Here is a 23,361-nt window from a genome sequence, read left to right as displayed (position 1 = left end):
CCGCCCCTCCGCCCGATGACCGCGCAGCCCCGCCGGTCGTCCGTGCCCGCACGCCCTCCCCCACTCCTCTGCGCTGCGCGCAGGAAGGACAGCTCTGCCATGCCCGCAGACAGCCTCACCACCCCACCGGGGACGACGTCGTCCGACGCCACCCCGGCTGTCACCTCTGGACCCGACCCGCGCCGCTGGCTGGCGCTGGCGGTCATCGCCGTCGCCCAGCTGATGATCGTGCTGGACGTCTCCGTCGTGAACATCGCCCTCCCCGACGCCGGGATCGACCTGGGCATCAGCGCCGCTGACATCCAGTGGGTGGTGACCGCCTACACCCTCGCGTTCGGTGGCCTGCTGCTGCTCGGCGGCCGGATCGCGGACTTCATCGGCCGCAAGCGCGCGTTCCTCATCGGCCTGGCCGGCTTCGCCGGTGCCTCCGCGCTCGGCGGCATCGCACCCAACCAGGAGCTGCTCTTCGCCGCTCGCGCCCTGCAGGGCGGCTTCGCCGCGCTGCTGGCACCGGCCGCGCTCTCGCTGCTCGCCGTCACCTTCACCGACGCCAGGGAACGGGCCCGCGCCTTCGCGGTCTTCGGGGCGATCTCCGGCGGCGGCGCCGCGATCGGGCTGATCCTCGGCGGCGTCCTCACCGAGTACGCCTCCTGGCGCTGGACGCTCGGCATCAACGTGCCGATCGCGATCGTCACGGCGGTCTTCGCCGTCGCTCTCATCACCGAGAGCCGGGCCACCGGCGACCGCCGCTACGACGTCCCGGGCGTGCTGCTGTCGGCCCTCGGCCTGGTCAGCCTGGTGTACGGGTTCAGCAAGGCCGCGGAGGAGGGCGTGGGCTGGAGCGACCCGCTCACGCTGACCCTGCTGGGTGCCGCCGTCGTCCTGCTGGTGTCGTTCGTGCTCTACGAGCGGCGGGCCAGCCACCCGCTGCTGCCGCTCCGGGTGGTGCTCGACCGCAACCGCGGCGGGTCGTACCTGGTCTTCCTGCTCGTCGGGGCCGGGCTGTTCGCGATCTTCCTGTTCCTGACCTTCTACTTCCAGCAGACCCTGGGCTACAGCCCGCTGGAGTCGGGCTTCGCGTTCCTGCCGTTCAGCGGCGGGATCATCGTCGGCGCCGGGATCGTCTCCCAGCTGCTCCCCCGGGTCGGGCCGCGTCCGCTCATCATCGCCGGGCTGGCCCTGGCCGTGCTCGGGGTGCTGTGGCTGACCCGGATCGAGTCGACGAGCGCCTACGTCACCGAGGTGCTGCCGGCCGAGCTGGCGATCAGCTTCGGCATGGCCGCGGTGTTCGTCCCGGCCTCCAGCACCGCGCTGGTGCGCGTCGGCGAGCACGACGCCGGCATCGCCTCCGCGGTGCTCAACACCTCGCAGCAGGTCGGCGGCTCGCTCGGTCTGGCCCTGCTGAGCACCTTCTACGCCTCGGCGGTCAGCGGCCACCTGGCCGACAACCCGGGTGGGGCGCCGGGCGAGGCGTTCGTGCACGGGTACCACGTGGCGTTCATCTGGGCCGCGGGTCTGCTGGCCGTCGCGCTGGTGATCGCCGCCGTGGCGATCTCGGCGAAGAAGGACGACCTGCCCGCCGACGGCGCGATGGCCGTCTGACCTCACCCGTCCCCCGAAGGCACGCCTTCGGCGAACCACCTGGTTCGCCAAAGGCGTGCTCTTGGCGAACCCGGGTCAGGTCAGCGGGGCCAGCTGGTGCGACCAGGACACCTGGGTGCGGTGGGTGCTGAAGCCCAGGCTCTCGTACAGGCCCAGCGCCCCGGTGACGTTCTCGCTGTCCACCTCGAGCCCGGCGGTCTGGCAGTCGCCGGCCGCCGCGGCGTGCAACGCCTCGATGATCACCGCCTTGGACAGCCCGCGCCCCCGGGCGGCCGGGACGACGCCGATCTGGCCGAAGTAGCTCTCCCGGGACCCGGTGGCCGCCGCGGTCGCCTCGGAGACGTAGGACAGCGCGTAGCCCACGACGGCACCGTCGGAGACGGCCAGCACCGACAGGTCGGGGCGGAAGGACGGCTGGCCGGTGAACATGACCTCCCACGAGGCGACGTCCCGCTCGCTGGAGCCGTAGTGCTCGGTGAACGCGGCGTTGTGCGCGCGGCGCACCTCGTCGTCCCGGTCCCAGCTGAACGGCACGAGCTCCACCCCCTCGGGGCGGCGGCGCGGCGGCAGGTCGGTGAGCGGGCGGTCCATGTGGAAGAACCAGCGGACCGGCTGCAGCCCCGCCCGGCGGACCAGCGCCTCCAGCGACGGCATCGTCGTGTACACCGTCGCCGTGAGCCGGGCCGGTGCCTCGGGGTGCCGCTCGGCGTGCAGCTCCCGGCCGCGCTCCAGCTGCCAGGCCAGCAACGACCGGCCGATGCCGCGCCCGCGCCAGGCCGGGTGCACCCGTCCCTCCAGGTGCACCCCGTAGGCGTCCCGGAAGGTGGGCGGCGCGATCGCGCTGGCCCAGGCGACCAGCTCGTCCCCGGAGCAGACCACCCGCGTGTCGCGCTCGAGGTCGACCAGGTCGTTGACGAACCAGGCGGTGAGGTCCTCCGGGCTGGCGAGGTCCCCGGTGTCGTCGACGGGCTCCGCGGCGGTCTCCAGGTCGACGATGGCGACGACGTCGTCCGGGCGCATCGGGCGGGTGGTCAGGCCTGCGGGTAGCGGGGACACAGCACCCGAGGCTAGGCGGTCACCCCGAACAGCCGCGCCCCGTTGGCCCACAGCACGGCGCGCAGCCAGTCCTCCCCCAGCTCCAGCCGGTGCAGCGCGGCGAGCTGGTGGGCGTAGGGGTACGGGATGGCCGGGAAGTCGCTGCCGAGCACGACCTTGTCCCGGAGCGCGGCCAGCCGGGGCAGCAGCGCCCGGTCGAAGGGCATCAGCCGCTCGGTGAAGTCGGTGGCGAACATGGTGGTGTCCAGGTGCACCCCGGCGTAGGTCTCGGCCAGCTCGAGGAAGGCGGCGTACTCCGGCATCCCGAGGTGGGCGATCACCAGCTGCAGCCGCGGGAACCGCTCGAGCAGGCCGGCCATCGGCGCCGGGCCGGTGTGCTCCCCGCGCAGCGGACCGGAGCCGCAGTGGATCACCACCGGCGTCCCGGTCTGCTCCAGCCGCTGCCACACCGGCAGCAGCAGCTCGTCACGCGGGTCGAAGCCCCCGACCTGCACGTGCACCTTGAACACCCGCGCCCCGGCGTCCAGCGCCTCGGCGACGTAGACCGGCGCCTCCGGCTCGGGGTAGAAGGTGGCCGAGTGCAGCACCTGCGGGTGCTCCCGCGCGAACGCCGCGGCCTGGTCATTGAGCCAGGCGCCCATGCCGGCCTTGTGCGGGTAGGGCAGGGTCGGGAAGGCGCGCACCCCGAGCCCGGCGAGGACGGCGAGCCGCTCGTCGACCGGGAGCGCGTAGGTGATCGGCCACGGCGCGCCGTAGTGGGTCTCGGCGTCGGCGAAGTACTGCCAGACCTTCGCCTGCACCCGCTCGGGCAGGAAGTGCACGTGCACGTCGACCAGCCCGGGCAGCCCCAGCTCCCGCCAGTACCGGGGGACGTCGGCGTCGTCGACCGGCGGACGGGGGCTCACCCGGGTGAACCTAGCGCCGAGCCGGGGACCGGGCCGCCCCGGGGCCCGTGCTCACCGGTGCTGGGCGAGGGCGGCACAGGTGGCCAGCTCGACGACGTCGCGCAGCTGCTCGAACAGCTCCGGCGCGCGGGCGGGCGTGATCTGGGCGTTGACCGAGACCGTGACCGTCCGACGTCCGTCCCGGGTGGCGGCGGCGAACTGGGTGTACCCGGTGGTGTTGCCGGTGTGGCCGTAGACGGTGCCGCAGCGGGTCTCGTACCGGAACAACCCGAGGCCGGCCGAGTTCTCGCCCGGGCCGGGCGGCTCCGACGACCCCGGCCGGAAGCGGAGCTGCTCGTGCCGGGTCCGCGCATCGGTGAAGGCGCCGCGGACGTCCTCGCCGATGAACCGGGCGAGGTCCGCGGGGGTGGACACGACCCCACCGGAGGCCCACGCCCAGCCCGCGGCGACGGACCTGCTCACGTCGCCGGGCGGCTGCTCGGAGACGTCGTAGCCGTGGACGTACGGGGCCGGGAGGTCGGCTCCTCCGGGGAGGCTCGTGGCGGAGAGACCGGCGGGCCGGAGCACCTGGTCCGCCAGCACGTCGGCATACGGCCGGCCGGTGGCCGACTCGATCATCAGCCCGACGACGACGTTGTCGGAGTTCGAGTACCGGTACTCCGTACCCCGGGGAAGAGCAGGGCCGGGTCCTCGACGTAGGACAGCAGCGCCCGGGGCGGCGGCGGGTCCAGCAGCGCCGCGAGCACCGCCACTGCGAACCCCTCGCTCCGGCTGAAGTCCGGGATGCCGCTGGTGTGCCCCAGCAGCTGCCGGAGGGTCACCGGCCACCACTCGCGCGGCAGGTCGGGCCGCCGGCTGCCGACGGGGTCGTCGAGGGTGAGGACGCCCCGCGACACCAGGCTCAGGGCGGTCGCTGCGTTGAACGCCCTGGCCACGCTCGCGACCCGCATGGCGTCCCCGGCAGCGGGGGCGCGCCCGGTCGCGACGTCGGCAACCCCGGCGGTCAGCACGTCGAGGTGGCCCCCGCGGCCCAGCGTCACGATGGCCCCAGGTGGACCTCCCGGTCCCTGCACCATGTCGGTCAGCGCGCTCTGCAGCACTCCGGCGTCCGGCGTGCGTGGACCGTCCGCGAGCGCGGGCGCCGGTCCACCGAGCAGGGACACCGCGGTGACCAGTGGCACCACGAGGAACAGGGCACGCCGCGTCCGGGACATGGGCGCAGCCTCCACCGCGGACGTGCGCCCAGGTCAGGAGGCAGCCGGGTGCGATTGCCGGGCGGACGCCGCGCCGCGCCGCGTCACCCCTGCCGGGGCACCGTTCAGCTCAGGGCGACGACTCAGCTCAGGGTGACGACGACCTTGCCGCGGACGTGCCCCTCGGCGACCAGCCGCTGTGCGTCCGCGACCTGGGCCAACGGGAACGCCTTGGCGATCGCCACCCGCAGCTGACCGGCGTCGGCCATCCGGCCGAGCTCCTCCAGGTCGTGCTGGTCGGGCCGGACGAAGACGTACCGGCCGCCGAGGTCGAGCACCACCGGGTCGACGATGCTGGCGATCCGGGCCGGGTCGCGCACCTGGTCGGGAGCGTCGCCCAGCGCCGGCCCGCCGACCAGGTCCAGCACGGCGTCGACCGGCTCGGACAGCTGGCCGCTGATCGGGCCTGCGCTGTGGTCCAGCACCTCGGCGGCCCCGGCGTCGGTCAGGAAGCCGTGGTTGCGGGGGCTGGCGGTGCCGATGACGTGGGCACCCAGCGCGGCGGCGATCTGGACGGCGAAGAAGCCGACCCCGCCGGCCGCGCGGTGCACCAGCACCCGGTCACCCTCGCCGACGTCCAGCACCTCGGTGAGCGCCTGGTACGCGGTCAGCCCGGCCAGCGGCAGCGCGCCGGCCTCGGCGAACCCCAGCGACTCGGGCTTGTGCGCGATGCAGCGCTGCGGGGCGGGGACGAGCTCGGCCGCCGTCCCCCACTGGACGTCGTCCCGGCGCAGGTAGCCGAACACCTCGTCCCCGGGGGCGAAGTCGACGACCGCAGGGCCGACCTGCTCGACGACGCCGGCGAGGTCCCAGCCCGGGACGATCGGGAAGTGGTGCGGAAAGGCGCCGGCGAGGTGGCCCTCGCGGATGCCGACGTCGACCGGGTTGACCCCGGCCGCCCGCATCCGGACCAGCACGGTGTCGGGTCCGACCGGCGGCTCGGGCAGGTCGTCGCGCCACTGCAGCACCTCGGGACCGCCGAAGCGGTCGTAGGCGACGCCTCTCATCGGGGCCACCTCACCGGCGGCCCTTGACGTAGCGGCCGAAGGCGCGCTCCATCTCCCGCCGGGAGTCGCGCTCCGCGAGGTCCTGCCGCTTGTCGTAGGTCTTCTTGCCCTTGGCGAGCGCCAGGGTGGCCTTGACCTTGCCGTCCTTGAAGTACAGGTCGAGCGGGACCAGGGTCAGCCCGCCCTCCTTCGTCTTCCCGATCAGTTTCTCGATCTCGCTGCGGTGCATCAGGATCTTGCGCTTGCGCCGCGGGGTGTGGTTGTTCCACGTGCCCTCGGTGTACTCCGGGATGTGCACGTGCTGCAGCCACACCTCGCCGTCGTCGACGGTGGCGAAACCGTCGACGAGCGAGGCGCGGCCGGCACGAAGGCTCTTCACCTCGGTGCCGGTGAGCACCAGGCCCACCTCGTAGGTGTCCAGGATCGAGTAGTCGTGCCGCGCCTTCTTGTTCTGGGCGATGAACTTGCGCCCCTGTTCCCGCGGCATGGGCAGGAGCCTAACCGTTCTGTCGGCCGCGGCGCGGGGCCCGGAGGGGTCCCGCCGCGGCCGACGAAGCGGCTCGGCTCAGCAGGGGGACGGCACGTGGCCGCGGTGTCGCCCGGAGGACGACGGTGTCACAGGCGGACGTAGAGCCGCAGCGTGACGTAGGCGGCCACGGCGGCCAGGCCGACGCCGGCGGCGGCGATGACCGGGCTGATCGCCGCGATCGCCGACCAGTCGACCGGTGGGATGATCCCCGCCTTGATCGGCCCGGCCAGCGTCTTGTCGACGAAGAGGATCTTGGTGAGCACCAGCCCGCCGACCGCGAGCAGCGCACCGATCAACCCGGCGAGGGCGGCCTCGAGGATGAACGGCAGCTGCGTGTACCAGCGGGAGGCGCCGACCAGCCGCATGATGTTGGTCTCGTTGCGCCTGTTGAAGGCCGCGAGCTGGATCGTGTTGGAGATCAGCAGCAGCGCGGCCAGGGCCTGGACGACGGCCACCGCGATGGTGGCGTTCCGTGCGCCGTTCAGCAGGCTGAAGAGCCGGTCGAGGAAGTCGCCCTCGTCGCGCACCTCGTCGACGCCGTTCTGCCCGTTGGGGAACTGCTCGGCGATCACCGGGTAGCGCTGCGGGTTCACCAGCTCCACCCGGAAGCTCTCCGGGAGCGCGTCCTCGGGGGTGTTGGCGATCAGCGCCGGCTGCTCCTGGAACTGCTGGGTGAAGCGGGCGTACGCGTCGGCCTTGGACTCGTAGATGTAGTCCTTGACCTCCGGCGAGGACTCCAGCTGCGCGGCGATCGCGTCCCGCTGCGGGTCGGTGATGCCGTCGGCGAGGTAGATAGAGACCTGGATCTTGTCGTAGTAGATCTCGCGCATGTCGCCGATCATGTTGGCGATCAGCAGGCCGGTGCCCATGAGGCCCAGCGAGATCCCGGTGGTGAGGATCATCGCGACCGTCATGGTCAGGTTCCGACGCAGGCCGGCGGCCACCTCGGAGAGGACGAAGTTGACGCGCATCAGTTCCCTGTCGTGTGGTTCAGCGGTCGGCCGGACGGTGTCTCAGCGGCCGAGGCCGTAGACGCCGCGGCTCTGGTCACGGCTGAGGATGCCGTCGTTCAGCTCGATCACGCGCCGCCGCATCGAGTCGACGATGTGGTAGTCGTGCGTGGCCATCACGACGGTGGTGCCGGTGCGGTTGATCCGCTCCAGCAGCAGCATGATGTCCTGGCTCGTCTCCGGGTCCAGGTTGCCGGTGGGCTCGTCGGCCAGCAGCACCAGCGGGCGGTTGACGAACGCGCGGGCGATCGCGACGCGCTGCTGCTCGCCACCGGAGAGCTCACCGGGCAGCCGGTTCTCCTTGCCGTCGAGGCCGACCATCTCCAGCACCTCGGGGACGACGCGCTTGATGGTCCGCTGCGGCTTGTTGATCACCTCGAGGGCGAAGGCCACGTTCTCGGCCACCGTCTTGTTGGTCAGCAGCCGGAAGTCCTGGAAGACGCAGCCCATCGTGCGGCGCAGCTTGGGCACCTGCCACTTGCTCATCGTGTTCAGCGTCTTGTCGTTGACCTTGATGACGCCCTTGGTGGGGCTGTCCTCCTTCAGCAGCAGCCGGAGGAAGGTCGACTTGCCCGAACCCGAGGAGCCGATGAGGAAGACGAACTCGCCCTTGTCGATCTGCATCGAGACGTCGTCCAGGGCCGGCCGAGGGCTGGTCGGGTACACCTTGGTGACGTGTTGCAATTCGATCACGAGGGACGACGGTACCTGGACCGGCCCTCATCCTCGTTCGTCTGCCCGGCGCGCCACGCCACGAGTGTGCGCAGAGCGTCACGACCCTCGGCGACAGCCGGGAAACGCAGTGACGCAGCGTGCCCCCGCTCCGCGGCTGTGGCGCGCCTCTCAAGGCCTCGGTGCAGGGGCCCGCGACGAGCTCGCGAGTCGTGAGCAGCACCGAGGCCCTTCTTCAGTTGAGCTCGGCGTTCTCCTGCTGGCGGCGCCAGCGGATCCCGGCCTCGATGAAGGCGTCGATGTCGCCGTCCAGGACGTTCGACGGGTTGCCGCTCTCGGTCTCGGTCCGCAGGTCCTTGACCATCTGGTAGGGGTGCAGCACGTAGGAGCGCATCTGGTTGCCCCAGCTGCTCCCCTCCCCCTTGAGCGCGTCCATCTCGGCCCGCTGCTCGGCCTGCCGGACCACGAGCAGCCGGGCCTGCAGCACCCGCAGCGCCGCGGCCCGGTTCTGGATCTGCGACTTCTCGTTCTGGCAGGAGACGACGATGCCGGTCGGGAGGTGGGTCATCCGGACGGCGGAGTCGGTGGTGTTGACACTCTGCCCGCCGGGGCCGGAGGACCGGAAGACGTCGACCCGGATCTCGTTCTCGGGGATGTCGACGTGGTCGGTCTGCTCGACGACGGGCAGCACCTCGACCCCGGCGAAGGAGGTCTGCCGGCGGCCCTGGTTGTCGAACGGTGAGATGCGCACCAGCCGGTGGGTGCCCTGCTCGACCGAGAGCGTGCCGTAGGCGTAGGGCTGCTTGACGGCGAAGGTGGCCGACTTGATCCCGGCCTCCTCGGCGTAGGAGACGTCGTAGACCTCGGTGGGGTACTTGTGCCGCTCGGCCCAGCGCAGGTACATCCGCATCAGCATCTCGGCGAAGTCCGCGGCGTCGACGCCACCGGCCTCCGAGCGGATGGTCACCAGCGCCTCGCGGGCGTCGTACTCACCCGACAGCAGGGTGCGCACCTCGAGCTCGTCGAGCACCGTGCGGATGCTCTGCAGCTCGCGCTCGGTCTCGGCGGTGGTGGCCTCGTCGCCCTCCTCCGCCGCCATCTCGTGCAGCAGCCCGACGTCGTCGAGCCGGCTGCGCAGCTCCTCCACGCGGCGCAGGTCGCCCTGCAGGTAGGAGAGCCGGGAGGTGAGGGCCTGCGCGGCCTCGACGTCGTTCCAGAGGTCGGGCGCGGCGGCCTTCTGCTCCAGTTCGGCGACCTCGCGGCGCAGGTCGTCGACCCGCATCACGGCCTCGATGGACTTCAGGGTCGTGTCGAGTTCGTCCAGGACGACGGAGAAGTCAGCGGCCACGTCCATCGAGGGTAGTGCGCTCGGCCACCGGGTACCTCCGGCAGGCATGGAGGACCCTCCGCGACGGCGCGAACGGCGTGACTACGAGCGCGGCCTCCCCGACCACCACGACCCCACCGCGGGCATCGGCGGTGCCGCCCCGGCGCAGAGCGCGCTGACGCTGCGGCTGGTGCTGGCCGTGTTCGGACTCGTGGTCTGCGTGGCCGGGGGCCTCGTCCTGCTCGCCGCCGACGTCCCGGTCGTCTTCCCGGTGCTGCTGTTCGTGCTGGCCGCGGTGGCCCTCGTCGACCTCGTCGTCGTCGCCCGCCGCAAGCTGCGGGGCGAACCGGGCTGACCGGTCACTCGTAGAGCACGTACTCCGGCTGCGGGACGAGCGCGAGGACCTCCTCCGGGGCCATCAGCGGCCCGGACCGGGTGTCCTCCTCGTAGAACAGCTTGAAGCCGGCGTGGACGAACGGCGGCGTGCCGGCCATCACCCGCTGGTAGGTGCCGATCTTGTCGGCCGCGGCCCCGATGCCGTCGACGCTCTTCACCACGGCCACCCCGGGCCGGTCGACCAGGGCCTCCTGGCCGGAGACGATGTCGGCGTGCAGCTGGTGGTACAGCATCACCTTCTGCGGCAGGTGACCGGCCGTGACCAGCCCGTCGAGATAGGCGGAGACGCCGTCGAGCTCCGCGCCGGTGGTCGAGCCGAAGACGTCGCCGGGCACCTCACCGGCCTCGATCGCCCACTCCGGGTCCAGCGCGACGCCGACGTCGGGCTGGGTCAGCCACTTCTCGTAGTACTGGACGGCGGGCAGGAAGTCCCCGCTGCCGGGCTGGATGCCCAGCAGCAGGATGCCGCCGGCCGCGCGGGCGGCGTCCAGGTACTGCTGCACGGTGGCGTCGTCCGCGGCGACCGAGTAGTCGCCGTTGGGCCCCGGCACCGACTGCACGACCGTCGCGATGAGCTCGACGATCGGCAGCACCGGGCGGTCGGTGCCGTACGCGGCGGACTGCTGGCTCAGCCGCTCGGTGGCCGCGGCGAGGTCACCGGTCATCGGGCCCAGCGCGGGTGAGCTGGGGGCGCCGGAGAAACCGACCAGCCGGTGGCCGGGGAAGACCTGGGTGCCGCCACCGGGCAGCTGCTGCTGCGTCGGGGTGGGCGGCGCGGTCGTCGTCTCCTCCGCCGTCGCGGTCGGCTCGGACGACGGGGCGCTGCTGGTGGGCGCCGCCGCGGACTCCGCACCGCACCCGGTGGCCAGCAGGACGGCGGCGGTCACGGACAGCAGCAGGGGACGTCGGGAGCGCACGACCGCTGACCCTCGTCCCACCGGGCGCCGAGAGCAAACCGGGAGGGCGCTCAGCCCACCCGCGCGCGCACCGGTCGTCGTCCGGTGAGCCGCCGTCCCTCGAGGAAGGTGCGCAGCTCGGCAGCCGGCATCGGCCGGGCGATGTGGTGCCCCTGGGCGAAGGTGCAGCCCAGCTCCCGGACCAGGGTCAGCTGGTCGGCGGTCTCCACCCCCTCGGCCAGGCTGCGCATCCCGCACGCGGTGGCCAGGCCGACGACCGCGGCGATCGCGGCAGCGGACTCGCTGCGCCGCGTCTCGGTGCCGGCCACCAGGCTGCGGTCGAGCTTGAGGATCCCGGCGGGGATGGAGACGAGCTGGCTGAGCGAGGAGAACCCGCTCCCGAAGTCGTCGATGGAGACCTCGACGCCGGAGACCCGCAGCTGGGCGAACTGCGCCGCGGCCCGCACCGGGTCCTCCGCCACGCTGGTCTCGGTGAGCTCGAGGACCAGCCGCTCGGGCGCCAGGTCGCTGGCGCCCAGGGCGTCGTGCACGTCGGCGACCAGGGTGCCGGTGCCGAAGTGGGCGGCGCTGATGTTGACCGCGGTCACCATCGGGAGGCCGTCCCGCTCCCAGGCGGCGGTCTGCCAGGTGGCCTCCTGCAGCACCCACCGGGTGAGCGGGACGACGAGGCCGTTCTGCTCGGCGATCGGGATGAAGTCACCCGGCATGAGCAGCCCCCGCTCGGGGTGCTGCCAGCGGACCAGCGCCTCCGCGCCGGACACCTCGCCGGTGAGCAGGTGCTGGATCGGCTGGTAGTGCAGCACCAGCTGGCCGGTCTCGATGGCCTCGCGGAGCTCACCGGCGACGAGCACCTTCTGCTCGACGGCCCAGCGCAGGTCGGGGTGGAACACCCGGACGCGGTTCCGCCCGGCCGCCTTGGCTGCGTACATGGCCAGGTCGGCGTCCCGGACCAGGTCGGTGGAGCGGGTCTCGTCGTCGCCGGCGGCTGCGGTGGCAACTCCGATGCTCACCGTCAGCTGGCTCCGGCGGTCGCCGAGGGAGAAGGGCTCGTCGAAGGTGCGCTGGAAGCGCTCGGCCAGCCGGAGCGCGCCGTCGACGTCGCAGTTGCGGCACAGCACGACGAACTCGTCGCCACCGAGCCGGCCGACGGTGTCCTCGGCCCGGGTGCAGCTGCTCAGCCGGGACGCCAGCTCGCGGAGCAGCGCGTCCCCGACGTCGTGGCCGAGGGTGTCGTTGACGTCCTTGAACCCGTCGGCGTCGAGGAACAGCACGCTCATCGCGCCGCGGTCGCGGCGGCGCAGCTCGGCGTCGATCAGCTCGTGCAGGTGCACCCGGTTAGGCAGGTCGGTGAGGTGGTCGTGCCGGGCCTGCCAGGCGGAGGCCTGCTCCGCCTCGACCCGGGAGGTGACGTCGGTGTGGGTGACGACGACCCGGCCCGACCGGTCGGCCCGGGAGGCCTGCAGGTGGAACCAGCGCAGGCCGAGCACGGTGGTCAGCGCGTAGTCGACGGAGACCGTGTCCCGCTGCCCCCGCGCCAGCTCCCGCAGCGCGGCGATGCGCTCGTGGTTGGCCGCCCCGGCGGACAGGCTCAGGATCACCGAGAAGTAGTTGGAGCCGACGCCCACCCGGAGCCGGTCGTCGCCGAGCAGGTCGGCGGCGGCCGCCCAGGCCGAGTTGACCAGCAGCATCGTGCCGTCGGCGTCGATGAGCACCGTGGGCGAGGGCAGCGCGTCGAGCACCCCGGCGACGAGGTCGGCGTTCTCCCGGTCACCGCCGTCCCGGTGGCTGACGTCGAGCGGGAGCTGCGGGCCCACCGCCGTCCGTGACATGCGTGCCCTCCCTCTCGACGCTGACCCCGGTGGCACCGACCCCGCCTGGTCTCCGCTGACCACCGGCACCGGTCGTGCTCCTGGCACGTCCGCCACGCCGGGCGGACCGGGATGAGAGGGACGTCGCAACTGCCGACATCGGTCCTCTCCGGTCCCCGCGTGGCCGACCGGGTCGGCTCCCCGGCGTGTGAACGGGCCGGCACCGAGGGTAGGGCACCGCCCATGAGCGAATCGACGACGATCGAGCTCGGTGGCGAGGAGTACCTGGTGCAGCGGGAGGGGGACGCGCTGCGGCTGGGCCGGCAGGTCGGTGGGGACACCGTCTGGCTGGACGACATCGAGGTGGGCCAGCTGCCCGGCCCCGCCCGCGAGGCGCTGGAGCGCGGCGAGCACTCCGACCAGACACTGCAGACCAGCCTGCTCGGCGTGGTGCAGGCCGAGGTCGACCGCGGCGCCTAGGCCGAGCTGCGGCCGCTGGCCCGACCCTGCTGCGGGTTCCTCGTCGAGGGGGCACCCTGGGGTGCGAGGACCGACGACGTTCCTCGTGCCGGGAGGCCGTGCGATGAGCGTGCTCTACCGCTGCGACGAGTGTGCCGAGGTGGCCGACCCGGGCTCCGCCGTGGGCTGGGTGGAGGTGCGCGAGCTGGGCGGCCGGCCGCTGCTGCCACCCGAGGTCCACCACCTGTGCCGGCTCTGCTGGGCCCGGACCACCGCCGCCGTGCACGCGAGCCGGGTGGAGGTGCTGGAGTTCCCGCAGCTCAGCGAGCACGCGCAGAACCGCGACACCGTGCAGTGAGCTCGGCTGCGGTCAGCTGACCGGCTTCCCGGCGTGTGGACCCAGGACCGGGAGAAGTCGTCGAGCTGCTGACCGCTGATCTCCTCCGCGAGGGCGATGGAGTCGGCGGTGCTCACGTTGGACTCCGCGTTCCTGTCCCCGCCTGCGGGAGGTACGGGTCACCGCCGGTGGTGGAGCCCGGAGCGGCCGAGGCCGCCGTCGTCCCCAGCAGCGGGACGGTCAGCGCGAGCGCGACGGCGGTCGCGACCAGGGGGCGTCTCAGGTGCGCAGACCAGGGGCCTCTGTGCGATCCGCTAGTAGTCGAACGGCGTGAGGCCGCCGGCAGCCCAGGTCAGCACGATCATCGCGACGAAGACGGCGACGGTGCAGGCGATCCCCGCCGCCGGGGTCAGCCAGGTGAACCTGCCGAACAGGCCGATCGGTTCGTCCGGCTCGGGCCTGACCGCCGGCGACCGCTCGGCCGTCGCCGGGAGCGGCGGGTCGGACGGGCGCCGCGGGCTCGGGACGAACGCCGTCCCGAGGCGGTCGGTGTCGCGGGCGGAGGTGGGGGTGCTCATCGCGTGCCTCCTGCGGAGACGGCCGGGCCAGGCCTGTGCTCAGCTCTGGGGCGGACGCTACTCGCGGGCGGCCGCCGCGGCGGCCGTCCGGACACGGCTTCTCCGGCAGGTCAGCCGCCGAAGAGCTCCCCGCCGCCGGCGCCCCAGGTCAGCACGATCATCGCCACGAACAGCACGACGATGGACACGACCACGACGACGGGTGTCATCCAGGCGTGCGCCTGGAACAGCCCCGCCTTCTCGCCGGCCTCGCCGCGGTCCTGCTCCGCGGCGGGGCCGCCCACCGATGGGGACGGGTCGGCGGGCGGCGGGCCGGGGACGTTGCTGCCTGTGCTCATGGGCGGGCCTCCTCGGGAGGACGGCGGGGCCTGGGCTCAGCTCCCGCGCCCGTCCTACCCCGGCGCGGCCCGCTCAGTCGGCCGCGGACCGCTCGTCGCGCCCGACCTGCTGCTCAGGCCGACGGCGCCCCGGCCGGGTGACCGGGAAACCGGGCGTCAGCGGCCTCCCACCGCAGCCGCGGCGTCGACGATCCCCTCGCCGTAGAGGCCGTTGACGTCGGTCGTGCCCTGGCAGACGGCGTTGTACAGCGCGGGGTCCCGCCCCTCGTCGGTGTAGTCCTCGACCCCGCCCGCGGGGCACGGGTGGTCCTCCGCCGACCGGGCGAGCACCCGGGCCACGACCGACGGGGCGAGGGCGCGCCCACCGTGACCGGTCGGGCGGCCGAACTCGTCGATGACCAGGGCCGCCACGCCGGCCACGTGTGGCGACGCCATCGACGTGCCCTGCAGGTAGGTGTAGAAGCCGCAGACGCCCTGGTCGTCGCAGTACCGCACCGACATGTCGTCGACGGGGAGGCCGTTCTCGTCGGCGAGGCCCTCGGCGATCGCCACCTGCAGGGGGTAGGAGGACAGGATCAGGTTGCCGGGCGTCTGGTACGCCGGCGTGCCCACGAGGTCGCGGTACCAGCCACCCGGCGCGGCGATGTCGACGTCGCCCAGCCCGTAGTTGGAGTAGTCGGCCTTGGTGGTCGACGGTCCGACCGCGGACACCGCGATCACGTCCGGTGCCTCGGTGGGCAGGTTCAGGCAGGTGTTCGCGACCACCCGCGGGCGCGCCGCGTCCGGCGGGTAGTCCGGGCTGGTCTCGTCGGCCCGGGTCGGTGCCGACAGGTCCGTGTTCTCGTTGCCGGCCGCCGCGACGAGAGTGACCCCCCGCCCGCTCGCGTAGGCCAGCGCGCCGGTCAGCAGCTCGCGGACGAGCCGCTGCTCGGCCAGTTCCTCGTCGGTGACGGTGCCCTCGACGTACTCGTCCCGGGAGGTGCAGTTGTAGAGCCACGGGTCGGTGTAGAAGCTCATGTTCACGACGTCGAGCCGGATGTCGGCCGAGTACACCAGCGCCGCGACCGTCTCGTAGAGGAAGAAGTAGCCGGAGTCCTGACCGGCCCGCACGTTGACCAGGGTGGCGTCCGGGGCCACGCCGCCGATGCCGAAGCCGTTGTCGTCGGCGGCGACGATGCCCGCCACGTGGGAGCCGTGCCCGCCGTCGTCGACGTCCGCCGGGTCGACGCAGCTCGGCACCTCGCACGGGCCGTCGATGTCGGGCATGTCGGTGGTGAAGTTCCGCGACCGCGCGGCGTCGAAGTTCCGCGCCAGGTCGGGGTGGCTCGCGTCGATCCCGGTGTCCATGATGCCGACGTCGACGCCCCTGCCGGTGGCCCGGCGCTGCGCCGCGTCCGGCGTCGCCCCGATCATCTCCATGTCCCACTGCAGGTCCGCGAGGGGCTCCTCGCCGGGCCCGTGCCCGGACGGGTCGCCGCCGTGGCCCGGTCCGCCGCCACCCGCATGGGCCCCGGGCGGTCGCTCCTCGGCGAAGCGGTGCGGCAGGCCGGGGTGGCTGGTGCCGACGGCGTGGTTGCGCGCCGCTCCCGCGATCTCGCCGTGGGCCCGGACGTCGTCCAGGAAACGGGTGTTGTCCGACGTCACCAGAGCGACGCCGACCTCCTCGGTGACGTCGGCGACCGAGCCACCCGCGGCCTGGACGGCGGCCGACGCCGCCTCCGGGCTGCCGGTGAAGGCCACGACGTACTCGGCGGTCGGCCCCTGCTCGGCGGCCGGTGCCGCGGTCGCGGCGGGGGCGGGGGCGGTGGCGACGACCGTCGTCACCGCGGCGGCGAGGACCGCCAGGGTCCTCGGTGAGCTGATGCGTCCTGCCCGCTGAGACCACATGGCGCTTCCCGTCCCCGGGGCACGCCCGGTGGGGTGCGGGCGGCCTTGGTCACGGCCGCAGTCAGGGCAGTAAAGCGAGCTGTGCACCGCCTGTGAAGGCCTTCCCGGCGCGCCGTGTGCCGGCTCCCGCGTGTCGCGGTGCCCGAGGACGCTCCGCAGGGTCCGCTGCGGGGGCACAGTGAGCGCCATGACCTGGGCCACACGCGCTGCAGCCGCCGGACTCTCCGCCCTGGCCGGGGTCGCCGCCCGCGACCTGCTGCAGCGCGAGCACACCCTGCTGCGCAACTTCCCGGTGATCGGCCATGCCCGCTACCTGCTGGAGTCCGTCGGCCCCGAGCTGCGGCAGTACCTGGTGGCCGGCAACAACGAGGAGCGGCCGTTCACCCGCGACCAGCGCCGCTGGGTGTACGCCTCGGCGAAGAAGCAGAACAACTACTTCGGCTTCGGCACCGACAACGACCTCGAGTACACCGCCGGCTACCCGGTGATCAACCACCGCACCTTCGGCCGGGCGGTGCCCACGACCCACGTGCAGGCCGGGCACGACACCCCGCTGCCCAGCGCCAAGGTGCTCGGCGGTCCGCGCGGCCGGGCACGGGCGTTCCGCCCCGAGTCGGTGGTCAACATCTCGGCGATGAGCTTCGGCTCGCTGTCCGGCCGCGCGGTCGAGTCGCTCAACCGCGGGGCCGCGCTGGCCGGCTGCCTGCAGAACACCGGGGAGGGCGGGCTGTCCGCGCACCACCGGCACGGCGGTGAGCTGGTGTTCCAGATCGGGACGGCGTACTTCGGCTGCCGCGACGAGCACGGCCGCTTCGACCTGGCCCGGCTGAAGGACCTGGTCGCCTCGGCCCCGGTGCGGGCACTGGAGGTCAAGCTCAGCCAGGGCGCGAAGCCGGGCCTCGGGGGTGTGCTGCCGGCGGCCAAGGTGTCCGCGGAGATCGCGGCGGCCCGCGGCGTCCCCGAGGGCGTGGACTGCATCAGCCCGTCCCGGCACGCCGAGTTCTCCGACGCGGACAGCCTGCTGGACTGGGTCGAGCTGCTGGCCACCGAGACCGGGCTGCCGGTCGGCATCAAGGCCGCGGTGGGCGACATGGCGTTCTGGCGCGAGCTCACCGAGCTGATGGCGACCACCGGCCGTGGCGTGGACTTCGTGACGATCGACGGCGGCGAGGGCGGCACCGGCGCAGCGCCGCTGATCTTCACCGACTCGGTGTCGCTGCCCTTCCAGCTGGGCTTCGCGCGGGTCTACTCCACGTTCGCCCGGGCCGGGCTGCAGGAGCAGGTGACGTTCATCGGCGGCGGCAAGCTCGGGCTGCCCGACAACGCGATCGTCGCCTTCGCGCTGGGCTGCGACCTGGTCAACGTCGCCCGCGAGGCGATGCTGGCGATCGGCTGCATCCAGGCGCAGAAGTGCCACACCGACACCTGCCCGACCGGGGTGGCGACGCAGAACCCGTGGCTGTCGCACGGCCTGGACCCGGAGCTGAAGTCGGTGCGGGCGGCGACCTACATCTCGACGCTGCGCCGCGACCTGCGCAAGGTCGCCGAGGCGTGCGGGGTGGAGCACCCGGGGCTCATCGACAGCACCTCGGTGGAGATCCTCACCGGGCGGACGGCGTCCCGCCCGCTCGCCGAGGTCTACGAGTACGAGCCGGGCTGGGGGATGCCGTCGCCGGCCGACCAGGCGGAGATCGTCCGGCTGATGACCGAGGCACCGCAGGGCGGCAGCGCGCCCCCGTCCCCCACCGCCGTCGGCTGAGGTGGCCCTCTCCGCCGTGGAGCACGGGGACGGCCGGCCGGTGCTGGTGCTGCACGGCGCCGGGGTGGACCACCGCGAGGCCGAGGCCTGCTTCGAGCCGGCCCTGGGTGGCGTCCCCGGGCTGCGGCGGGTCTACCCCGACCTGCCGGGGATGGGCGCGACGGTCGCCCCGGAGACGCTGCGCAGCGCCGACGACGTCCTGGACACGCTGCTGGCCTTCGCCGACGAGGTGACCGGCGGAGCCGCGTACCTGCTCATCGGGCACTCGGCGGGCGCCTACTACGCACGGGCGATGGCCGCGCGGCGCCCGGTGCAGGTCGCCGGCCTGGCGCTGGTCTGCCCGTTGCTGCCAGGAGTGCGCGACGTCCCGGAGCACCGCGTCGTCGCCGGGCCGGGCGACATCGGGGACGACGACTTCCGGAGTTACTTCGTGGTCCAGACCCCGGAGATGCTGGAGCGGTACGAGCGGTACGTGGCCCCCGCGGCCGCGCTCGTCGACTGGGCGGCGGTCGAGCGGATCGGTGAGCGGTGGGAACTCACCGCCGACGAACCGCCTCACCCGGGTCCGACGCTCGTCGTGGCGGGGCGGCTGGACTCGACGGTCGGGTACGCGGCCGCCGTCGACCTCCTCGACGTCCACCCGCACGCCTCGCTCGCCGTGGTGGACGACGCCGGCCACGCCCTGCCGCACGAACAACCGGAACTGCTGCGCGCCCTGCTCGCCGAGTGGCTCACCCGCGTCGACCGTGCGAGGTGAGCCGAACGGACTCCACCCAGGTCAACCGGCCCGGCAGCGGCGTCTCACGTGCTGCGGAACAGTCGAACCTGAGTCGTCCCCTCCGTGGTCATGGCAGCTGTCTCGACGTGGGAGATCAGGGCCCGACCCGAGCCGGGATCGACCCACGCTGCTCACCGCAGTGGTCGCCGAACTGCATTCGAGCGAATCGCAGGCCATGGTGCGACAGGACGCATTCAGTAGGACATGTCGACCTGGAAGTCGTACTCGTAGGACGACGGGTCGCCCGGCAGTTCGTCGGTACCGATGAACGTCACCGTGGCTGTCGACCCGCCCTCCACGTCCTGCGCTGAGCCCTGCACGTTACCGATGCGCTGCCCGCCCGACATGATCGTCAGCGTGAACAGCGCGGTGCGACTGGTGGTCTGCGTATTGGTCACGCGTGCCGTCACGGACAAACCGAAACTCGTGTTCTCCACCTGAACGTCGGAAGCGGTCCAGCCGTTGTCGGACAACCCACCCGAACCGCCCACAGCGGGGGCAGGAGCAGGAGCAGGGACAGGAGCAGGCGCTGGGGCCGTGACGGTCACCGTGGCGGCCGGCGGGGCTGGGGCGGTCGCGGTGACCGTCGCCGTCGCCGTGACGGTCGCCGGCGCGGCACTCGCTGCTGCTGATGATGCCGTGGTCGTCCCACCGCCGGAGGCGCCCACGACGGCGCCGATGAGGATCAAGGCAGCCACGACGACGACGGGCCAGAACCACAAGCGCTTGTGGACCGGCTTGTCGTGCTGCGGTTCGGCACCCGGAGCGGGAGGAGGCCCCCACTGGTGCGGCGGTCCTGCGTACGGCGGCTGGCTCATGGCGACCTCGTCTGTGAGATGTCGGGTCAGCGAATGTAAGCCGATCAAGATCCGAAACGAGGAGTGAAAGGCAATGCCGATTCGCTGTGTCCCTCCAATGAATGAACGGGACGGTGAGCTGAGGTCGGACTGCTCACTGCTTCCGCGTCTTCCTGAGTTCCGAATGCCCCGCGCCGAGTCCGTCATGGCGACCTTGCGGCGGAGCGACGAAGACCCGATCCCGTTCCTCGACTCGGACCTCTCGACTTCTGGAGCGTCCAGTCAGCGCGCCAGCGACCAGCCTCGTGGTCGCTGGGGCGGCAGCGCGCACCGCGATCGCCCACCTCCGCCTGCACCGGCACGGCGACAGGGTCCGGCGCGTGACCGGCGCCAGTCGGCCTCCCGCGTCGCCTGGCAGTTGGCTGTGAAAGGCGTAACGACACGCCGCACCGTCTGGTGGGTGACGTGGCCCACAGGCCATCCTCACCGGCGAAGCGACTCCGGGGAGGCCAGCGATGGACCAGACCGAGCAGCACGCGGGACCGCAGGACGAGCCGCCGTTCCACCGGCGCCGGGGGTGGATCACCTCCGGCGCACTCGTCGGCACCGGGCTGCTGGCCGGAGCGATCCTGGCCGGCACGCTGAGCGCCAACGCGGCCGGAGGAAGCGACGACTCCTCGGTGCTCGCCGTGCCGGCGGCGGCGACGTCGACGGAGACCCCGCCGCCCGATCCTGACTCCGACCTCCCCGGCCACGGCTGGCGGGACTGGTGGCACGGCGACGACGCCCAGGTCCCCGATGACGTCGCAGCCAAGGTCAAGGACGCGGTGCTGGCCCAGTACCCGGACGCGAGCATCTGGTGGGTCAGGTCGGACCCCGACGGCGGCTACGACGCCTACGTCGACACCGCCGACGGCACGGACCTCGCCGTCCACCTCGACGACGCCTTCGCCGTCACCGGCACCGACGACCTCCCCGACGGCCACGACGGCCACGACGGCCACGACGGGGACGGTCTCGGTTGGGCCGGTCACGGCTGGATCGGTCACGGCTGGGACGGCGCGTGCGCTGACGACTCCGGCGCCTCGGTCCCCGATGACGCCGCGGCCAAGGTCAAGGACGCGGTCCTGGCCCAGTACCCCGACGCGAGCATCTGGTGGGTCAGGTCGGACCCCGACGGCGGATACGACGCCTACATCGACACCGCCGACGGCAAGGACCTCGCTGTCCACCTCGACGACGCCTTCGCCGTCACCAGCACCGACGACCTCCCCGACGCCGACGACGGGTGGCATCACGGCGGGGACGCGGTCTCGGACGAGACGGCTGCGCAGGTGAAGGACGCCGTCCTGGCCCAGTACCCGGGGGCCACGGTCCCCTGGATCTGGGCCGACTCCGATGACGGCGGCTACCACGCCCTCGTGCTGACCGCCGAGGACGACGGGGTCGTCGTGCACCTGGACGACTCGTTCGCGATCACCGACACCGAGAGCGTGCCCGGCTGCTGAGCAACGCCCGCGCGTCGATCGGCCCTGACCCTGCCCGGGGTCAGGGCCGATCGGCGTTGGTCGACAGTGGACACGCTGCGGTGCTGCTGACCGCCGACGCTTCGCTGGCGACCACCGCTGGACGGCGCCGGAACTCGAGGGCGCTCCCGCTCCGAAGGCGCTACCTTCGGTCCGTGCCCGGGCACGTGACCTCCTTTGCCTGCCCCCGGCTGCCGAGCAGCCGTGCGGGCACCGGGGTCTGCCGGTAGCCGTTCACGGAGCCGTCGGCCGGGGGTGAGACCCCACCACCCGCCGACAACCCCCGAGGGGATCTCCGTGACCACCCTGCTGTCTGCGCACGACCTCCGGGTCGCGCTGGAGTTGCGCGACCTCTCCGACCCCGCTGATGGCCCGCACGCGATGCAGTCGCTGCTCGACGAGGTGCTCGCCGCCCTGAGCCGCGCCTGGCACTGCGCCCTCGACGTGCAGCGGCGCAGGCCGCTCGTGAGCGTGGAGGACAACTACGACCGCCTCGGCTACGCGCCCGCCGACATCACCCGAGACGCCCGCTACAGCCGCTACGCCGCCGAGACGGTGATGCTGCGCAGTCACACCAGCGCCGGCGTCCCGCCCGCCCTGCGCGCGCTCGCTGCCGCCGACACCGCCGAGCGCGCGCTGGACGTGCTGCCGGCGCTGCCCGGATTGTGCTACCGCCGGGACAGCATCGACCGGCTGCACGTGGGCACCCCTCACCAGGTCGACCTGTGGCGCATCGCCCGCACCGGCCCCGCCGGCCGCCGGCTGGACGCCGAGGACCTCCAGCAGATGATCGAGCTGGTGGTCGACGCCGTCCTTCCCGGGGCGTGCCGGCGCACATCACCTGTCCGCCACCCCTACACCACCGGCGGCCTCCAGGTCGACGTGCACACAGCGTCCGGCTGGGTGGAACTGGCCGAGGGCGGCCTGGCCGCCGAGCACGTGCTCGCGGGCGCGGGCCTGGACCCCGAGACCTACAGCGGCCTGGCGATGGGCATGGGCCTGGACCGGGCGCTCATGCTGCGCAAGGGCATCGACGACATCCGCCTGCTGCGCGCGGCCGAGCCGCGCGTCGCCACCCAGCTGCTCGATCTGGCCCCATGGCGACCGGTGTCGTCCCAGCCACCGGTGCGCCGCGACCTGTCCGTCGTCGTCGACGCCCCGGTCGACGCCGAACTGCTCGGCGACACGGTCCGCGCCGCGCTCGGCCCCGCCGCCGAGGCCCTGGAGTCGGTGACCGTCCTTGCCAGCACTGGCTACACCGACCTCACAGAGGCCGCCCGCCGACGACTCGGCCTGCGCCCGCACCAGGTCAACGTGCTGCTGCAGCTGGTCCTGCGGCCCTTGTCGCACACGCTGACCGACCAGCGCGCCAACCAGCTGCGCGATCAGGTCTACGCGGCCGTCCACCGCGGCCCACACCACGAGTGGGCCATGCACTGACGTGCTCGCGCGCCCGGCCGCTGAGGCGTTCGCACCCCGGGGTCGTCGGACTCCATGTGCTGGCCGGCGCGACTGTGCGGGCCCCCGCCGTCCGGGAGCCCTGGCGCCACAGCGTCTCCGGCGCAGGTGATGACCCAGCTGGCTGCCGGGTCACAACACTCCTGCCCTGACTGTGAGGCTGGCCGGGTCGGCCTCGGAGTCAGCACATCCAGCGACTGCCGCGCCTGCCTCGAACAACGGACGCGGCCAGCGACAGTCTCCGTGACGATGCGGTGACGCAGGACCGTCACCCTGATCTCCACGAGCGACACGGGCCGTGACAGGACACAGGTCCCCTAGGGAGCAGGACGTGGCTGACGAGTACCTGGTCGTTGCGGCTCCGACGTGCGACGCCCGACGGGCAATCAGGTTCACGTCGTCATCGAAGAGTCACCTCGCAGACGTATCACGCCTGGCGGAGGAACCTCTGTCCATCCATCGAACACAGTCCAGATTGTCTGGGAGATCCGGCCATGGAGGGGTTGAAGCAGCGAACTCGTCTGGTCCTCGCCTGCCTGACAGCCGCACTGCTCATGGCAGGGTGCGCGTCAGGGCCTGACTCGACTTCTGCTGACGCAGGCTCGCCGCCGACCGGGAGCCAGTCGTCCACTGACCGGGGCACCGGGTCTGGCCAGCCGTCGGGCCAGCCGGGTACCGCGCCGGGGGACACTGTGCCGGGACAGCCACCCCCAGGCGTGCCTTCTGCCCCGGCTCCGAAGCCGGCCCCCGCACCCGCTCCCAAGCCGGCCCCCGCACCGAAGCCCGCACCGGCTCCCAAGCCGGTCCCTGGACCCGCTCCCACACCGGCACCGAAGCCCGCGCCGGCGCCCGCACCCGCACCGGCACCGGCACCGGCACCCGCACCAAAGCCCGCACCGGCGCCCGGGCCCGCGCCCGCACCAAGGCCCGCGCCCGCACCAAAGCCCGCGCCCGCACCAAAG

The 23,361-nt window shown here is 72.9% G+C and carries 22 protein-coding genes and 1 pseudogene; 8 read left to right on the top strand and 15 right to left on the bottom strand.

Annotation, left to right across the window (positions count from 1 at the left end; genetic code table 11):
• Positions 1 to 99 precede the first annotated feature (99 nt).
• Positions 100 to 1,602, top strand: a complete 1,503-nt coding sequence (locus FHL80_RS20795) for an MFS transporter (RefSeq protein ID WP_138735256.1) — start codon at positions 100 to 102, stop codon at positions 1,600 to 1,602.
• Between the two features lie 75 nt (positions 1,603 to 1,677).
• On the opposite strand, the gene FHL80_RS20790 is transcribed toward FHL80_RS20795, so the two are convergent.
• The 9 genes and pseudogenes from FHL80_RS20790 to prfB all read right to left on the bottom strand — a co-directional run bounded on the left by FHL80_RS20790 (position 1,678) and on the right by prfB (position 9,382).
• Complete coding sequence (locus FHL80_RS20790; RefSeq protein WP_246078842.1) at positions 1,678 to 2,658, bottom strand: GNAT family N-acetyltransferase; 981 nt, start codon at positions 2,656 to 2,658, stop codon at positions 1,678 to 1,680.
• A gap of 11 nt (positions 2,659 to 2,669) precedes the next feature.
• Positions 2,670 to 3,563: an amidohydrolase family protein gene (locus tag FHL80_RS20785; protein ID WP_138735255.1), complete on the bottom strand. Its 894-nt coding sequence runs from the start codon at positions 3,561 to 3,563 to the stop codon at positions 2,670 to 2,672.
• Positions 3,564 to 3,614: 51 nt separating this feature from the next.
• Complete coding sequence (locus FHL80_RS20780) at positions 3,615 to 4,391, bottom strand: serine hydrolase domain-containing protein (RefSeq protein WP_216870924.1); 777 nt, start codon at positions 4,389 to 4,391, stop codon at positions 3,615 to 3,617.
• A pseudogene (locus FHL80_RS26960) lies at positions 4,367 to 4,639 on the bottom strand (serine hydrolase); the annotation flags it as partial. The pseudogene FHL80_RS26960 and the gene FHL80_RS20780, both read right to left, overlap by 25 nt.
• Before the next feature lie 260 nt (positions 4,640 to 4,899).
• Positions 4,900 to 5,823: an NADP-dependent oxidoreductase gene (locus tag FHL80_RS20775; RefSeq protein ID WP_138735254.1), complete on the bottom strand. Its 924-nt coding sequence runs from the start codon at positions 5,821 to 5,823 to the stop codon at positions 4,900 to 4,902.
• 10 nt (positions 5,824 to 5,833) lie between these two features.
• The gene (gene smpB, locus FHL80_RS20770) at positions 5,834 to 6,310 is read right to left on the bottom strand and encodes an SsrA-binding protein SmpB (RefSeq protein ID WP_014739293.1); all 477 of its coding nucleotides are present in this window, start codon (positions 6,308 to 6,310) and stop codon (positions 5,834 to 5,836) included.
• Positions 6,311 to 6,438: 128 nt separating this feature from the next.
• The gene (gene ftsX / locus FHL80_RS20765) at positions 6,439 to 7,323 is read right to left on the bottom strand and encodes a permease-like cell division protein FtsX (protein ID WP_138735253.1); all 885 of its coding nucleotides are present in this window, start codon (positions 7,321 to 7,323) and stop codon (positions 6,439 to 6,441) included.
• A 42-nt stretch (positions 7,324 to 7,365) separates the two neighbouring features.
• A complete protein-coding gene (gene ftsE / locus FHL80_RS20760) occupies positions 7,366 to 8,055 on the bottom strand; it encodes a cell division ATP-binding protein FtsE (protein ID WP_138735252.1) in 690 nt (229 codons plus the stop codon).
• A 214-nt stretch (positions 8,056 to 8,269) separates the two neighbouring features.
• Positions 8,270 to 9,382 carry a peptide chain release factor 2 gene (gene prfB / locus FHL80_RS20755; protein WP_216870923.1) on the bottom strand — a complete coding sequence of 371 codons (1,113 nt, stop codon included), beginning with the start codon at positions 9,380 to 9,382 and terminating at the stop codon, positions 8,270 to 8,272.
• Positions 9,383 to 9,428: 46 nt separating this feature from the next.
• On the opposite strand from prfB, the gene FHL80_RS20750 reads away from it, so the two are divergent.
• Positions 9,429 to 9,716: a DUF6343 family protein gene (locus FHL80_RS20750; RefSeq protein ID WP_138735250.1), complete on the top strand. Its 288-nt coding sequence runs from the start codon at positions 9,429 to 9,431 to the stop codon at positions 9,714 to 9,716.
• A gap of 4 nt (positions 9,717 to 9,720) precedes the next feature.
• Here FHL80_RS20750 and FHL80_RS20745 read toward each other — a convergent pair whose 3' ends face one another.
• Together FHL80_RS20745 and FHL80_RS20740 are read right to left on the bottom strand one after the other, a co-directional pair.
• Positions 9,721 to 10,644, bottom strand: a complete 924-nt coding sequence (locus FHL80_RS20745; RefSeq protein WP_246078841.1) for a hypothetical protein — start codon at positions 10,642 to 10,644, stop codon at positions 9,721 to 9,723.
• 80 nt (positions 10,645 to 10,724) lie between these two features.
• Entirely contained in the window at positions 10,725 to 12,503 is a 1,779-nt protein-coding gene (locus FHL80_RS20740) for a putative bifunctional diguanylate cyclase/phosphodiesterase (protein ID WP_138735248.1), read from the bottom strand.
• A gap of 222 nt (positions 12,504 to 12,725) precedes the next feature.
• Here FHL80_RS20740 and FHL80_RS20735 point away from each other — a divergent pair, with 222 nt between their 5' ends.
• Together FHL80_RS20735 and FHL80_RS20730 are read left to right on the top strand one after the other, a co-directional pair.
• Positions 12,726 to 12,962, top strand: coding sequence for a hypothetical protein (locus FHL80_RS20735; protein WP_138735247.1), 237 nt, complete (start codon positions 12,726 to 12,728; stop codon positions 12,960 to 12,962).
• A gap of 103 nt (positions 12,963 to 13,065) precedes the next feature.
• Positions 13,066 to 13,299 carry a hypothetical protein gene (locus FHL80_RS20730; protein ID WP_138735246.1) on the top strand — a complete coding sequence of 78 codons (234 nt, stop codon included), beginning with the start codon at positions 13,066 to 13,068 and terminating at the stop codon, positions 13,297 to 13,299.
• A 293-nt stretch (positions 13,300 to 13,592) separates the two neighbouring features.
• Here the strand turns inward: FHL80_RS20730 and FHL80_RS20725 are convergent, their stop codons facing one another.
• From FHL80_RS20725 to FHL80_RS20715, 3 genes are all read right to left on the bottom strand, one after another.
• Positions 13,593 to 13,856 (bottom strand): hypothetical protein, encoded by a 264-nt coding sequence (locus FHL80_RS20725; protein WP_138735245.1) that lies wholly within the window; start codon positions 13,854 to 13,856, stop codon positions 13,593 to 13,595.
• 110 nt (positions 13,857 to 13,966) lie between these two features.
• Positions 13,967 to 14,194: a hypothetical protein gene (locus FHL80_RS20720; RefSeq protein ID WP_138735244.1), complete on the bottom strand. Its 228-nt coding sequence runs from the start codon at positions 14,192 to 14,194 to the stop codon at positions 13,967 to 13,969.
• Positions 14,195 to 14,350: 156 nt separating this feature from the next.
• Complete coding sequence (locus FHL80_RS20715; protein WP_138735243.1) at positions 14,351 to 16,081, bottom strand: S8 family peptidase; 1,731 nt, start codon at positions 16,079 to 16,081, stop codon at positions 14,351 to 14,353.
• A 187-nt stretch (positions 16,082 to 16,268) separates the two neighbouring features.
• Here FHL80_RS20715 and FHL80_RS20710 point away from each other — a divergent pair, with 187 nt between their 5' ends.
• A complete protein-coding gene (locus FHL80_RS20710; RefSeq protein WP_138735242.1) occupies positions 16,269 to 17,840 on the top strand; it encodes an FMN-binding glutamate synthase family protein in 1,572 nt (523 codons plus the stop codon).
• A 1-nt stretch (position 17,841) separates the two neighbouring features.
• Complete coding sequence (locus tag FHL80_RS20705; protein ID WP_138735241.1) at positions 17,842 to 18,597, top strand: alpha/beta fold hydrolase; 756 nt, start codon at positions 17,842 to 17,844, stop codon at positions 18,595 to 18,597.
• Between the two features lie 215 nt (positions 18,598 to 18,812).
• On the opposite strand, the gene FHL80_RS25765 is transcribed toward FHL80_RS20705, so the two are convergent.
• Positions 18,813 to 19,436, bottom strand: a complete 624-nt coding sequence (locus FHL80_RS25765) for a hypothetical protein (RefSeq protein WP_216870922.1) — start codon at positions 19,434 to 19,436, stop codon at positions 18,813 to 18,815.
• Positions 19,437 to 19,930: 494 nt separating this feature from the next.
• Here FHL80_RS25765 and FHL80_RS20690 point away from each other — a divergent pair, with 494 nt between their 5' ends.
• Both FHL80_RS20690 and srmL read left to right on the top strand, forming a co-directional pair.
• A complete protein-coding gene (locus FHL80_RS20690; RefSeq protein WP_138735238.1) occupies positions 19,931 to 20,923 on the top strand; it encodes a hypothetical protein in 993 nt (330 codons plus the stop codon).
• Positions 20,924 to 21,238: 315 nt separating this feature from the next.
• Positions 21,239 to 22,381, top strand: a complete 1,143-nt coding sequence (gene srmL, locus FHL80_RS20685; protein ID WP_138735237.1) for a PheS-related mystery ligase SrmL — start codon at positions 21,239 to 21,241, stop codon at positions 22,379 to 22,381.
• Positions 22,382 to 23,361 lie beyond the last annotated feature (980 nt).

Origin of the sequence: Modestobacter excelsi, assembly GCF_005930495.1 — a bacterium.
GTDB classification, from domain to species: Bacteria; Actinomycetota; Actinomycetes; order Mycobacteriales; family Geodermatophilaceae; genus Modestobacter; species Modestobacter excelsi.
Note: the sequence above shows the minus strand (reverse complement) of the source record. Positions and strands in the feature narration are given on the sequence as shown.

Excerpts from the sequence above, each read along its gene's own strand:
- smpB (WP_014739293.1), bottom strand. The coding sequence starts at position 6,310 with ATGCCGCGGGAACAGGGGCGCAAGTTCATCGCCCAGAACAAGAAGGCG.
- FHL80_RS20735 (WP_138735247.1), top strand. The coding sequence starts at position 12,726 with ATGAGCGAATCGACGACGATCGAGCTCGGTGGCGAGGAGTACCTGGTG.
- FHL80_RS20740 (WP_138735248.1), bottom strand. The coding sequence starts at position 12,503 with ATGTCACGGACGGCGGTGGGCCCGCAGCTCCCGCTCGACGTCAGCCAC.
- FHL80_RS20720 (WP_138735244.1), bottom strand. The coding sequence starts at position 14,194 with ATGAGCACAGGCAGCAACGTCCCCGGCCCGCCGCCCGCCGACCCGTCC.
- ftsX (WP_138735253.1), bottom strand. The coding sequence starts at position 7,323 with ATGCGCGTCAACTTCGTCCTCTCCGAGGTGGCCGCCGGCCTGCGTCGG.
- FHL80_RS20750 (WP_138735250.1), top strand. The coding sequence starts at position 9,429 with ATGGAGGACCCTCCGCGACGGCGCGAACGGCGTGACTACGAGCGCGGC.
- FHL80_RS20710 (WP_138735242.1), top strand. The coding sequence starts at position 16,269 with ATGACCTGGGCCACACGCGCTGCAGCCGCCGGACTCTCCGCCCTGGCC.
- FHL80_RS20725 (WP_138735245.1), bottom strand. The coding sequence starts at position 13,856 with ATGAGCACCCCCACCTCCGCCCGCGACACCGACCGCCTCGGGACGGCG.
- FHL80_RS20715 (WP_138735243.1), bottom strand. The coding sequence starts at position 16,081 with ATGTGGTCTCAGCGGGCAGGACGCATCAGCTCACCGAGGACCCTGGCG.
- FHL80_RS25765 (WP_216870922.1), bottom strand. The coding sequence starts at position 19,436 with ATGAGCCAGCCGCCGTACGCAGGACCGCCGCACCAGTGGGGGCCTCCT.
- FHL80_RS20795 (WP_138735256.1), top strand. The coding sequence starts at position 100 with ATGCCCGCAGACAGCCTCACCACCCCACCGGGGACGACGTCGTCCGAC.
- FHL80_RS20775 (WP_138735254.1), bottom strand. The coding sequence starts at position 5,823 with ATGAGAGGCGTCGCCTACGACCGCTTCGGCGGTCCCGAGGTGCTGCAG.
- FHL80_RS20690 (WP_138735238.1), top strand. The coding sequence starts at position 19,931 with ATGGACCAGACCGAGCAGCACGCGGGACCGCAGGACGAGCCGCCGTTC.
- FHL80_RS20730 (WP_138735246.1), top strand. The coding sequence starts at position 13,066 with ATGAGCGTGCTCTACCGCTGCGACGAGTGTGCCGAGGTGGCCGACCCG.